This is a genomic window from Tamlana crocina, from assembly GCF_012037625.1.
This window is the reverse complement of sequence record NZ_JAAVJS010000002.1, coordinates 146,076-160,345: the sequence shown is the minus strand read 5'-3', so window position 1 is coordinate 160,345 and position 14,270 is coordinate 146,076. Positions and strand designations below refer to the sequence as shown.

General features: G+C 36.2%; 6 protein-coding genes. All 6 read left to right on the top strand.

Annotated elements, in window-relative coordinates:
• The first annotated feature begins 35 nt into the window (after window positions 1–35).
• The gene (locus HC176_RS02135; protein ID WP_342448657.1) at window positions 36–1,403 is read left to right on the top strand and encodes a sulfatase; all 1,368 of its coding nucleotides are present in this window, start codon (window positions 36–38) and stop codon (window positions 1,401–1,403) included.
• Between the two features lie 24 nt (window positions 1,404–1,427).
• Window positions 1,428–4,484, top strand: a complete 3,057-nt coding sequence (locus tag HC176_RS02130) for a glycoside hydrolase family 2 TIM barrel-domain containing protein (RefSeq protein WP_209309632.1) — start codon at window positions 1,428–1,430, stop codon at window positions 4,482–4,484.
• Between the two features lie 99 nt (window positions 4,485–4,583).
• Window positions 4,584–7,988, top strand: a complete 3,405-nt coding sequence (locus tag HC176_RS02125) for a glycosyl hydrolase (RefSeq protein WP_167916535.1) — start codon at window positions 4,584–4,586, stop codon at window positions 7,986–7,988.
• A gap of 3 nt (window positions 7,989–7,991) precedes the next feature.
• Entirely contained in the window at window positions 7,992–11,477 is a 3,486-nt protein-coding gene (locus tag HC176_RS02120) for a glycosyl hydrolase (protein WP_209309631.1), read from the top strand.
• Window positions 11,477–12,913 (top strand): BNR-4 repeat-containing protein, encoded by a 1,437-nt coding sequence (locus HC176_RS02115; protein WP_167916534.1) that lies wholly within the window; start codon window positions 11,477–11,479, stop codon window positions 12,911–12,913. The genes HC176_RS02120 and HC176_RS02115 overlap by 1 nt, the downstream gene beginning before the upstream one ends.
• 15 nt (window positions 12,914–12,928) lie before the next feature.
• Window positions 12,929–14,266 carry a sulfatase family protein gene (locus HC176_RS02110; RefSeq protein ID WP_167916533.1) on the top strand — a complete coding sequence of 446 codons (1,338 nt, stop codon included), beginning with the start codon at window positions 12,929–12,931 and terminating at the stop codon, window positions 14,264–14,266.
• The last annotated feature ends 4 nt before the right edge of the window (window positions 14,267–14,270 follow it).

Genomic DNA, 14,270 nt, shown 5'->3' with positions numbered 1-14,270 from the left:
CTGTATGCTCCCAGAATGAAAAACCGAACATTTTAGTGTTTTACATTGATGATTTGCGAGCAGAATTAGGTTGCTATGGCAGTGAAACAGCTATAACACCCAATATTGACAAACTAGCCTCGGAGGGCGTAATGTTCAATAAGGCCTACACCCAGGAAGCCATTTGCGCGCCCTCCAGAATGAGTACACTAACGGGCTTAAGGCCTGAAACACTGGGCATCTATAGCATTTTTACACCCTTAAGGAAAATTCATAAAGATGTGGTTACGCTTCCACAGCTATTCAAGCAAAATGGGTACAAAACCATTAGTACAGGTAAAGTATATCATCATTTTGTAGATGATAAAGACAACTGGACCGAACTTGTAAAAAGACCATCTAATATATACTTAAAGGAAGAAAGTCTTAATGCGATTCATCAATTGGAAGCGGCTGGAAGAAATAGAGTTAAAGGACCTGCTTATGAGGACGCCGATGTAGCAGATGATGGGTATAAAGATGGAATCGTTGCAAACGATGCTATTAAAATGTTACATCAATATAAAGATGACAAGTTTTTAATGTTTGTAGGTTTCATGAAACCACACCTTCCTTTTAATGCGCCAAAAAAATATTGGGACTTATATGATAAGAGCAAGTTTGAAATCCCATCAAAGGATAAGCCAGTCGATATGTACAACTTGGCACTAAGTAAATGGGGAGAATTAAAAGGATATCACGGTATACCTAAAGAAGACCCTTTAAACGATGACATTACAAGAACTCTAATTCACGGTTATCATGCCTGCGTTAGTTATATGGATGCCCAAGTGGGTAAAGTCATGCAAACGCTTGAAGAATTGGATTTGAAAAAAAATACGATGATAGTTTTTATGAGCGACCACGGTTATAAAATTGGTGAGTACGGTGCGTGGTGCAAACACTCAAACGTAGAGATTGATGTTCGTGTGCCTTTAATTATCAGTAGGGAAACCAATGATAAAAAACGACAATCAGGAGTCGTTTCAAATGCCTTGGTGGAAAATGTCGATATCTTTTCAACACTTACAGATATTTGTGGTTTTGAAGACCCAAAATCCGACGGGAAAAGTTTAGTGCCCGTTATTGATAATCCTGAAGCATCTTGGGATGAGGTGGCTACAAGCGTTTTTCCTAGAGGAAAAAATATTATGGGGTGTACCGCAACCGACGGGGAGTGGCGATATACCGAATGGCGAGATTCGGTCACCCACGAAATACTAGGTTCAGAGTTATACGAGCATAAAAATAGCTTACTGTCTTTTGAAAACTTATCAGGGCATGAAAAATACCAAGCAGTAGAAAAACGCATGAAGGCACTGTTGGAATCGCAATTTCCCAGAGATGGAGTGCCTTTTCCACAAAACGATATACCCAGAAAATAATAAACAATTTTAAAAATGTATAAAATGTCAATAAAACATCAACTACAAACTATTTGCAGTATCTTCTTTATAATGGTTTCGGCAACTTGCTTTTCCCAGCGAACGGTGTCAAACTTTAACAACGATTGGCGATTTATTCTAGATGTAGATAGAGCAGAGTTTTCACAAGAATCGATGGACGATAGTGCATGGCAACAATTAGATGTACCCCACGATTGGTCTTTCGAAAAAGGTGTTAGAAAGGGAGGCGACCAAGGGCAAGGCGGAGGTTATCATGATGGAGGTATAGGCTGGTACCGTAAATACTTTCAAGTTTCAAAAGAAAGCCTTTCAAAAGTAACTTACATCAATTTTGATGGTGTTTACATGAACAGTGAGGTTTGGGTAAATGGTAACCGATTGGGCAAAAGGCCTTATGGGTACATAAGTTTTAGGTATGATATTTCGAAATATTTAAAAGCAGGCAAAAATACCATTGCTGTTCGTGTCGATAACAGTTTAGAGCCTTCTGCACGTTGGTACCATCCTTGTGGTATTTATGCGGCAGTTTCTTTAATAGAAGTGAACCCAACGCACATTGAACTCAATAGCATTTTTATTACGACGCCTAGTATAGCAGAAGACAAAGCTTCTGTAAACGCGAAGCTTAATGTTGTCAATACCTCTGATAATTTAGAAACTAAAATTACAATTCTAGCGTCGGATGGTACGGTTTTAACATCTGCAAAAAGTGGCGTTGAAGCATCAAAATCAGAAATAAATTTAGAGGTTGAAACTCCTAAGTTGTGGAGTCCAGAATCACCAAACTTGTACAAAGCAGTCACTCAAATTCTTGATGGTGAAGAAATCTTAGATGAAAAAACTACTGTTTTCGGTTTTAAAACCGTGGAGTGGAAAACCGAAACGGGCTTTTGGTTAAATGGTGAAAATGTGAAACTAAAAGGGGTTTGTGAACACTGGGAAGGCGGACCTGTTGGTGGCGCTTGGACCAAGCCCATGTTACGTTGGAAGCTGGAACTACTAAAGGGTATGGGCATAAACGCCATTCGACCGTCACACAATCCAGCACCTCCTATGTTTTATGATATTTGCGATGAAATTGGATTGTTGGTCATGGATGAAATTTTTGATGGTTGGCATAAAAAAGCCCCGCAAGATTACGGAAAACAAGCCTTTGATGAATGGTGGCAAGCAGATGTAAAAGAGTGGATTACAAGAGACCGAAACCACCCCAGTATCTTTGTATGGAGCTTAGGTAACGAAACGCATAGTGATGTGGCCCCAGAATTGGTAGCACTCGGAAAAAGCTTAGATCCAACCCGATTATTTACTTCTGGTGCTGGAAACCCGGAAGATATGGATATTCAGGGCGTTAATGGAGGTTCTGAAACCAAATCGTTTATAGACAGACAAAACGAAAATGAACTAGAAAAACCATTCATTTCTACAGAAGCCCCTCACACTTGGCAAACTAGAGGTTATTATAGAACGCATACTTGGTGGAGAGATAACGAATTGCCAGGTACCTATGAATTGCCAAACTTAACAGAAAAAGAAATTTTCTTCTACGAAGGTTTAAACCCAAAAGACTGGAAGAACAGAAAACAACGTTTTAATTCCTCATACGATAATGCCACAGTGCGTGTTTCGGCAAGAAAATATTGGGAAGTGATGCGCGATACACCATGGCATAGTGGGCATTTTCGTTGGACAGGTTTCGATTATTACGGAGAAGCCGGTTTAGTACACGGCGGTTTACCATTTAACTTGTTTATGGGAGGCGCAATAGATGTAGCTGGTTTTGAAAAAGATTTATATTATTTCTATCAGAGTCAATGGACAGAGGACCCCATGATTCACATGTTACCGCATTGGACGCACCCGAGAATGGAAAAAGGTACCGAAATTCCAGTTTGGGTGTATTCTAATACCGATGAGGTTGAGCTGTTTTTAAACGGAAAATCATTAGGTAAAGATAAACCTGGAACCATTTGGAACGAAATGCAATGCGAGTGGTTGGTGCCGTACGAAGAGGGTACCATAGAAGCAGTTGGTTACATTGATGGAAAAGAGGTAAACAGAACGTCGTTTTCAACAGCCAAACAACCTATTACCTTAAAAAACACGATAACAAAATTAGAGGCAGAAGACGATTTTAGGGCTAGTTATATATTAACTTCAGAAGGATTTGATAAAGAGGATAACTTATTTCCGTATGCGGAAAACAGAGTGTATTACAGCATAGTTGGTGATGTTGAAAAAGTTTCTATGGAAAATGGTAATCCCATAGATCCTACAAGCCGAACTAAAGCCGATTACAGAAGCATGTTTTTCGGAAAAACCAGATTGTTTTTAGAAGAAGCTCAAAATGCCGAAAAAGCATCTGTAGTTGTAGGTTCAATTTTGGGTGATAAGGCATTATATATTTCAAACGAAATTACTATTGATGTACAGAACGTTGCATTAATTGGAACCGATGAATCAGCCGATTTTAAAGTGCTATATACTACCAATGGCGATAATCCTGAAACCCACGGAAAACTTTATAATGCTCCTTTTAAAGTGAAAGATGGCACAACTGTAAAAGCTATTGTAAAACAAAATGGTAAAACGCTTTTTTCTATGGAAGAAACTTTCGGTAAAAATGAAGGATTGTTTTGGGGCGATGAACATTCAGCCGATATGTGGATAGGTAGAGGGGTGAATATTTCTGCCGAAGACGGTATTTTAATAGGAACTGCCAAACCAAGTAGAGAAGCGCACCGTTTTAAAGGAAGTGGTTTTGTCGATTTCAAAGGAGGTGAAGGCTCTATCACTTGGTATCAAGAAAACGACGGCGAACCGGGCGACTACAGTATCCGTTTCAGATATATGCATAACAATGAGGGGAAACTACACCCAATGAAACTCTTTGTAAACGACGAATACGTAAGAACCATAGAGTTTCCGGCAACTGGTGGCTGGGAAAAGGAATGGAAGTTTGTGCCTACCATAATTGTACTTCAATCTGGAGCTAATAATATCAAATTAGAAACTACAGGAGAGAGCGGTCCTTTTATAGATGAGTTGTTTATAGATTAATCTTAAATAATAGATATGGGGTTTGTATATGTAATTGCAGTTTTATTGGTATTGAATATTTTGTTATTTAGGTTTAGTTGTAATAGAAATAGTAAATAAATGAAAGTTGATTTCAATTTTAGCATAAAACAGATTGTATTATTATTCTGTTTGATTTCAATTTTAACTTCTTGCCAAAATCAGAAAGTTAATAGTGTTTTAGAAAAAGACGTCAATCTTGAAGCAGGATTTAAAAACCCACCACAAGAAACTAAACCAAGAACCTGGTATCATATCAATAGTGGTAATGCTTCCAAGGCAGGCTTTACCAAAGATTTACAAGCTATAAAAGATGCTGGTATTGGAGGGATTCTGGTATTTAATGTATCTATGGGTTTGCCAGAAGGCGATGTAAAATACAATTCGCAAAAACATCGCGATATATTAACCCATGCCGCTAAAGAATGTGAGAAATTAGGGCTGAGTTTTGGCGTGCATAATTGTGATGGTTGGACATCTAGTGGAGGCCCTTGGGTAACCCCAGAGCACGCGATGAAAGTCGTGGTAAATAGCCAAGTGATTGCAAAAGGAGGAAAAGCAATTAATATAAAATTACCCCAGCCTCCAGCAAGACATAATTATTACAAAGATATTGCTGTTGTGGCATATCCATCATTGGAAAGTGAATTGATAGACGACACTGTAAATCCAATAATAACATCTTCAGATAAAGCATTTAAAGTAGAATTAGCAACTGACAAACAAACCAATACACATGCAGATTTAAAAGCAAACCAATGGGTGCAATACGATTACGGAAAAGCACACACCATTCAATCTATAAACGTTTTTATTAATAAACGTAAAGGGCGATTAACTTTATTAAAATCAGATGATGGTGTTCATTTTACAGTTGCTCACAAACCTAGAGAAGAACGTATTGGGAAAGACGAATGCTATTTCTACGAAAGTTTTAAACCAGTTACAGCACGTTATTTTAGGATAGAAACCCAAATGGATGCAGGATTTTATGAAATGCAACTTTCTGCAAGTCCTGTTTTAGGAAATATTATGGAGTATACGTCTTACAGAAAAAATAGACGTCCAATTAGAAATTCTGCTACAGAAGCATTTATTAAAAAAGAAGACATTCTTATTTTAAGTGATAAAATGGATGCCAATGGTGTTTTAAAAACAACATTACCAGATGGAAATTGGACCATCATGCGTTTTGGATTTACAGCCTCTGGAGCCACTAACGAACCTTCTTCAGAAGAGGGGAAAGGTCTTGAAGTAGATAAGTTTAGCAAAAAAGCATTAAAAGTACATTACGATGCTTTTGTTGGGAAACTAGTAGAGCAAGCAAAAATTGATGCACCAAACGCCTTGCAATATGTAGAAATTGATAGTTACGAAGTGGGACCACAAAACTGGACTAACAATATGGAGCAGTTATTCAAAGAACGTTTTGGTTACGATTTTACTCCGTTTTTATTGATGTACGCAGGTAAAAGCATAGAAAATAATGAAACTGTTGAAGCTGTTTTTTGGGATATGAAACAATTGGTAAGTGATTTAATGGTGACTAATTATTTCGATTATTTCACAGAATTATGTCATCAAGATGGTTTGATATCCTACATAGAACCTTACGGATTTGTGGGGCCTTTTAACAGTTTGGATGCTGGTAGAAGTGCGGATATTCCTATGGGTGAATTTTGGTTAGGAAAACCAAACAAACACAAACGCGCTGCAGTATCTGCTGGTCATATTTATGGTAAAAATGTAATTTCTGCGGAAGCATTTACAAGTACCAAATTAAACTGGGGTTTTCATCCAGCGTTAGCCAAACAAAAAGGCGATTACGAGTGGACAAACGGAATTAACGAATATATGTTTCATCGTTTTGCGCATCAATCCAATACCCACGTAAAACCAGGAATGAGTATGAGTTTTGTGGGTTCTCATATTGATCGCACACAAACGTGGTGGGACAATGCAGGTCCAGAATGGTTCAATTATTTGGCAAGAGGTTCTTATATGTTGCGCCAAGGGAATCCTGTGTTAGATGTATTGGTTTTTGTGGGTGATAGAGCACCAAGTCATGTGATACACGCCAACCAAATGCAACCAAAACTTCCAGCAGCTTACAAATACGATTGTGTAAATTCAGATGTAATTATCAATCGCTTAAAAGTAGAAAATGGCAAGCTAAAATTACCTAATGGCATTACGTATAATGCTTTGGCTTTGCAGCGACATGATATCATCAACCTAGAAACTTTGAGAGGAATTCATAAACTATCACAACAAGGCGCTTTAATTGTTGGTAAGAAACCCAAAAAATTAGGTGGGTATAACATTTCCAAAGAAATGGAAGCTGAATTTGATGCTTTAGTAAAAGATATTTGGTCTAACGAAAGAACTTATAGTAATGTAGATTGGGAGGAAATTTTTAAAGCAAACAACATTCACAAAGATTTAATTGTAGAAGGGCAACCCGATTTTAATTTTTACCACAGACGTACTGATAATGAAGATATTTATTTTGTTTACAATCATAATTTAACAGAAGCTGATACACTAAATTGTAGCTTTTTAGTAGAAGGAAAAGTACCCGAACTTTGGAATGCAGAAACTGGAGAAATTACAAGGTTAGTAGAGTACACCAATAAAAATGGAAGAACTGATATTTTCATTCCATTACACCCTCAAGAATCGGTTTTTGTTGTTTTTAAAGACCCGAAAGAAAAACAACCTAAAGTTACTTATACAGAATCTAATGATTTGCCAAAACCTACGTTCAGTTTAGACAGTGACAATAATTTACAGGCTGAAGTTTATGCCAATGGAAACTACAATGCAAAAGTAAATGATTCAGAAAACTGGAATATTAATGTAAGCGATATTCCTAGTCAAGTTGAAATAAAAGGCAATTGGCAAATCGATTTTAGAAAACAAGATTTTTATGAAGCAACAATAACAACAGATAAATTGTTCGATTGGACTACCCATTCTAAAGAGGAAATAAAACACTATTCAGGAACTGCAATTTATACAACTACATTCAACATAGAAAAGGGCATGTTGCAATCGGGTAGACAATTTCAACTCAATTTAGGCGAGGTAAATGTGATTGCAAAAGTATTGGTAAACGGAAACGATATTGGTGTAAGTTGGATAGCTCCTCATTCCTTAAATGTAACGAATGCTTTAAAAGAGGGCGAGAATTCACTAGAAGTTCAAGTCACTAACCAATGGACGAATCGTTTAATTGGCGATGAAAAATTACCCAACCAAACAGAGTATGATGTAAGAAGAACTAAAAAAGGTTTTGGATCTGAAGATTATAGAGGCAAGTTTAAAAAAATGCCAGATTGGTATAGAAATAATCAACCACTCCCAGAAGGACCTCGTAAAACATTTAGTGCCTATTCATTCCAGAAAGCAACGGACGACTTATTGCCTTCAGGTTTATTAGGACCTGTTACCATATCGACATCTAAAATTATAAACAGAAAATAAAGAATGAAAAAACTAGCTATTTTAGGTATACTAATGTTATGTTTTGGTTGTAATAATCAGTCTTTAGAAAAAGAGCAACAAACCGTAACCTTAGAAGAAGGCTTTAAAAATCCACCCAATCAAGCCAAAGCTAGAACTTGGTGGCATTGGATCAGTGGTAACGTATCTAAATCGGGAATCACAAAAGATTTGGAAGCTATGAAATCTGTTGGTATTCAAGAAGCGCAATTGTTTAATGTGCATTTAGGATTTCCAAAAGGTCCAGTAAAATATTTAAGCGAAGAATGGCTTGATTTATTCAAATTTTCGGCAGAAGAAGCACAACGTTTGGGGTTAGAATTAGCGTTTCATAATAGTGCAGGTTGGTCGTCTTCTGGTGGTCCTTGGGTTACCGAAGAAAATGCCATGCAAACCGTTGTTTTTAGTGAACTTGCAATAGAAGGCGGAAAAACAATAACCCAAAAATTACCACGACCAGAAACCAAATTCGATTACTATAAAGACATTGCAGTATTAGCCTTTCCAAAACCTAAGCAAACGCTAAAAATTGATGGTATAGATTATAAAATGCTTTCCGAACGTATTCGCAATCATTTATTGCCAGACACTAAAAGCATCTCAAAAGAGGCTGTTATCCAAAAAGAAGCTATTATCAATGTTACTTCAAACATGTCTGAAGATGATGTTTTAACTTGGGATGCACCCAAAGGCGATTGGGTTATTTTACGTTTAGGGCATACACCAATAGGAACAACAAATAGACCAGCACCACCAGAAGCCAAAGGTTTAGAAGTTGATAAAATGAGTAAAACTGCAGTTGATGCCTATTGGCAAGGTGGGGTACAGCCTATTATTGATAAGTTAGGAGATTTAATCGGAACTACAGTAAATAACTGCTTGATTGATAGTTATGAGGTAGAAACTACCAATTGGACTACTGGTTTCGACGCACAGTTTAAAAATTTAAGAGGCTACGATTTAACATCGTACTTACCAACTTTGGCAGGTTATTACATAGAAAGCGGTGAAATTTCAGAACGTTTTCTTTGGGATTTTAGAAGAACTATTGGCGATTTAATTGCCAAAAACTACTACGCACATTTTAGAGAATTATGCCATAAAAACAAATTGAAATTTTCTGTAGAACCGTATTGGGGACCTTTTGATAACATGCAAGTGGGTGCCACAGGAGATATTGTGATGTGTGAGTTTTGGAGTGGTGGCTACCCGTTTTTTGATTCTGCAAAATTTGTGTCTTCTATTGCACATTTAAACGGAAGTGCTATTGTTGGTGCAGAAGCATTTACAGGAATTGGTGGTTGGGACAAACACCCAGCAGACATAAAATCAATTGGAGATCAAGCTTGGGCACAAGGCATTACACGTTTTATTTTCCATTCTTATGTACATCAACCTTGGGATGTGGCACCTGGTTTGGCATTAAGTTATCACGGTTTTGATTTTAACCGTTTAAACACGTGGTGGAAACAAAGTAAGGGTTATATGGATTACCTGGCACGATCTCAATTTTTATTACAACAAGGAAAAAACGTAGCTGATGTTTTGGTGTTTACTGGAGAATCATCACCAAATACGGCTTTTCTAAAACCCAAAATTAAAGCAATGGGTTTTGATTACGATTTGATTGGTGCCAATAAATTAAAAGACCTAACCGTTAAAAACGGAACAATATATTCATCCGTAGGCAATACATATAAGCTTTTAGTCTTGCCCGAATCAGACTTTATCAAACCAGAAACTTTACAAAAAGTAAAAGAATTGGTAGATGGTGGCGCAAAAGTAATTGGTAAAAAACCGTTGCAATCTCCGAGTTTAACTAATTATCCTAACTGTGATGTAGAGGTTAAAACTTATGTTGACGAATTATGGACAAAAGGATTGGTAAAAGAGATTTCCATTGAAGAAGCTTTAAGTGCTACAACACCCGATTTTAAAATAGAAAGTAGCGATAAAACAGACCTGAGTTTTATTCATCGCAAAACAGTTGATGCCGATATTTATTTTATTGCCAATGCTAGAAAAGAAGCTAGAGATATTGTAGCGCGTTTTCGAGTTTCAGGTAAACAACCTGAACTGTGGAATTCAGAAAAAGGTACGATAAAAGATGTGATTGTTTTTAATGAAAATGAAGATGGCACAACAACAGTACCGTTATCCTTGGGTATGGAAGAATCTGTGTTCATTGTTTTTAAAAAGCCTGTAAATCCCTATCATTTAGTTGATGTTGCTATACAAGTAGAGCAACCAAAATCAGAACCACTTTCAAACTTAGAAATTGTAAAAGCAGAATACGGTACCTTTTTGCAAGAAGGATTAATTGATATTACAGATAATGTTGCTAATGCCGTTGAGGGCAACAAGCTCGTCTTTACAATGAATAGAGCCTTTTGCGATTGTGATCCTGCCATGGGTTATAAAAAGGAGTTTCGAATGGAATATCAAATTGGAGACACTAAAAAACAATTGTACGCCGAAGAACGGGAACATATAAAAATAGATGCAGGTAATAAAAAGCTTAAAGTACTAAAAGCTGTATTCGGTAAATTTAAAGCTGAAACTATTGGTATTCCTGAGAATTACAAAACCTTTGATGTTACCGATAAAATAAAAAAGAAAATAAGTTCAGGGATTTATGATATTTTGGTGTCTAATCAATTTATTGATAATAAAACTCCAGAAGGCGATAAAATTGTTTTAAAAATTACGTATAAAACTGATGGAGAAGAACGTACTCAATTTATTCCGAAAGGACAACTTTTAAAATTATCTAAAGATAGACCAAAACCAAAATTGGAATTTGAAGATGGTCAAATAAACTGGACAACACCTTATTCAGGAAAAGTTAATTATACTTTCGCGTCAGGAGAAACAAAAACTGTAGAAGTAAAATCTGTGCCAAAGGCTATAGAATTATCAGGTGCTTGGGAGGTTTCTTTTCCGACAGGTTCGGAAACCAAAAAAAAAGAAACGTTCAACGATTTGGTATCTTGGACGGATGCTAAAGATGATGCCATTCAGCATTTTTCAGGAACAGCTTCTTACAAAAAAGATTTTTCATTGTCCGAAGAAAATTTGCAATCGAATAAAAGTTTGACTTTAGATTTAGGAAGTGTATCCGTTATTGCTGAGGTAATCATCAATGGAAAAAATGCAGGGGGGGTATGGAAAGCACCTTTTAGAATACCTATTGATGAATTTGTAAAAACAGGAAAGAATACCTTAAAAGTTAAGGTAACCAATTTATGGCCAAATCGATTAATTGGAGATGAAAAATTAGAATTGGACTATCCAAGACAAGGTAAACGCGCAAAACCACTTCCAGACTGGTTATTAAATAATACAGAACGACCATCTAAAAGAACAACATTTGCCAGTTGGAATCATTACAATAAAAATGATGATTTATCAACTTCTGGATTGTTAGGGCCTGTGAAACTTATATTTTTTGAAACCGTAAAACTAGACTAATGACCAAATATGTTTATATAACCTTTTTTATTTGTTTTTGTTTGTTAGGTTGTGCAAATAAACCCAAAGAGCATAAAACGATTGAAGCAGGTAGCGAAATGGTAGATTACTTTGCCGATAATGGTTTTGGTAATGCAGTAGCTATTGTGCAACATCCATCAGGAGTATATCACAAAGGGGTTACTTATGTAGCTTATCAAGGATCGCTCGAAGACCCTTATGTAGCGTCTTATAATCATACGACTAAAGAATGGAAAGGCCCTTTTAAAGTAGGCGTTAGTGAAATGGGGAAAGACCCAAACCGTAAAAAGAAAATAGACAATCATGGGAAACCAGCTATTCTTATTGATGATGCTGACTATATTCATATTGCTTTTGGAGGTCATGGAGGAACCCGAGAAGATGGAGACAATCCATTAGGAAATCATCACTACGGAAAAAATTTGCACGCCGTTTCTAAAAAGCCATTAGATATTTCTGAGTGGGAAACATTAGATAATATTTCATTGTTTGGAACCTACAGTCAGTTTATAAAAATGGACAATGGAGATATCTACTTGTTTTATCGTCATGGCGCACATAGAAGCAATTGGGTATATCAAAAATCAACCGATAATGGAAAAACATTTGAAGAGCCAGTTTCCTTTTTAAAACATAAACGCCAACCCATTATTGAAGGCGAAGATTCTTGGTATCCATGGGTTAGTAAAGGAAATAATGACGATATTATTGTGGCTTTTGATTACCACGTTTGTAGAGATAACAATAACACTCAAGACGAGCGAGGGCATATACCTGAAAGACATAATTTGTATTATATGGTTTTTGGTACCAAAACTGGTCTCTGGAAAAATGTTAAAAATGAACCTTTAGATATGCCTTTGACCAAAGAAATGGCAGACGAAAAAGCGTTGGTTCAAGAAATACCTGATGATTGGACTTTTCAAGGAGTAGTAGACGTAGATCCAAATGGTAATCCATATGTTGGTGTTATGGTAGGGCCAGATGTTGGTGCAAAAAGAAGTGGACCAAAACGCATACAAATTTTTAGATGGAATGGAAACGAATGGTTACAAGGCAATACTGCTAATTTACCTAAAGGTGATGCTGATATTGAAGTGAAATTTGCTGCTGATGTAAGTTTATATTTAGAAGGTCAAACTCAAAGCGAAGTTGGAGAAATAAGCAGATGGGATAGTTTTGATGGTGGAAAAACTTTTAAAAAGAACAAAGTATTTTTGCAAAGAGAAAATTCAGGATTTGTCATATCTTCAATCATTGATAATCCGCATCCAGATGCTAGAATTATTGTAGGCGAAAAAGAAGAAGGTACAGATTTTAGAAAAATGTATTTGTTGGGAGATAATGGTCCAATTCAACGAAATAAAGAAGAAACCATACTTCAAAAACCTGTTATAAATCAAACCAAAAAATAAAAAATCGAACTTAAAATGAAAATCATTAAAAAATTATCTTTAGTAATATTTGCAATAAGCATTTTAGTTTCCTGCGGAAAAGAAACTAAAAAAGATACAGCATCTGATACAGAAAAAACTCAAAATCAGCCAAACATCGTGTTCATTTTGTCAGACGACCAATCTTGGACAGATTATAGTTTTATGGGTCATGAGCATATTGATACACCTCGTTTAGACCAATTCGCTTCAGAAAGCTTAACCTTTACTAGAGGCTATGTGCCAACACCTCTTTGTTCGCCTTCTTTGGCAACCATTATTACAGGTTTGTACCCAAAAGATCATGGTATTTTAGGAAATGATAAAGTGTATGAGCGTGTAAAAGGAGATCGTAAAACCAGTCAAAAGAATAGAACTGAAGCTTATAAACCTATAATCACTGCTTTTGAAAAACAAACCACACTGCCTGATATGTTGAAAGAAAAAGGTTATTTATCGTTTCAAACCGGTAAATGGTGGCATGGAAACCATAAAGTGGGTGGTTTTGACTATGGAATGACACATGGAGACCCTAAAAGAGGAGGGAGACATGGTGATTTTGGGTTAACGATAGCAAGAAAAGGTTTGGATACTATCAATAGTTATGTGGATTTAGCCTTAAAAGAAAAGAAACCGTTCTTTTTATGGTATGCACCTTACTTACCTCATAGACCACATACACCACCGCAAAATTTATTGGATAAATATCTGAAAAAAACAGAATCGGAGCCATTAGCTAAATATTGGGCAATGTGTGAGTGGTTTGATGAAACTTGCGGGCAATTGTTCGATATGTTTGAAGAAAAAGGCTTGACAGAAAACACGTTATTCGTATATGTTTGTGATAATGGTTGGGCACAAAACCCAGAAAAAGATGGGTATTTAAAACATTCTAAACGTGCGCCTTACGATATGGGTATTCGTACACCAATCATGTACAAATGGAAAGGGAAAATTACACCTAAAATGGATAATTCAACCATTTCGAGTAGTATAGATATGGTGCCAACAGTATTAGATATTTTAGGCATTGAAAAACCAGAAAATTTACCTGGAGTAAGCGTTTTAGATGAAGAAGCATTGGCTGAGCGTAAAGGTATTTTTGGAGAGGTATATGCGCACGATTTTGATACTATAGAAAACAGTATGTATTACAATATGGCCATTTTTCCTCCTTACAAAATTATCATTCCAGACCCTGAGAGAAAGAAGGACGAAGTGGTACAATTATTTAATATTGAAGAAGACCCATTTGAGAAAAACAATATTGCTGAAAGCAATCCTGAAATAGTTGAAAAATTAACGGAAAAAATTAAAGCTTTTAGAGCAGAATAATAAA

Coding starts and splice junctions, on each gene's coding strand:
- HC176_RS02120 (WP_209309631.1), top strand. CDS start 7,992: ATGAAAAAACTAGCTATTTTAGGTATACTAATGTTATGTTTTGGTTGT.
- HC176_RS02115 (WP_167916534.1), top strand. CDS start 11,477: ATGACCAAATATGTTTATATAACCTTTTTTATTTGTTTTTGTTTGTTA.
- HC176_RS02125 (WP_167916535.1), top strand. CDS start 4,584: ATGAAAGTTGATTTCAATTTTAGCATAAAACAGATTGTATTATTATTC.
- HC176_RS02130 (WP_209309632.1), top strand. CDS start 1,428: ATGTCAATAAAACATCAACTACAAACTATTTGCAGTATCTTCTTTATA.
- HC176_RS02110 (WP_167916533.1), top strand. CDS start 12,929: ATGAAAATCATTAAAAAATTATCTTTAGTAATATTTGCAATAAGCATT.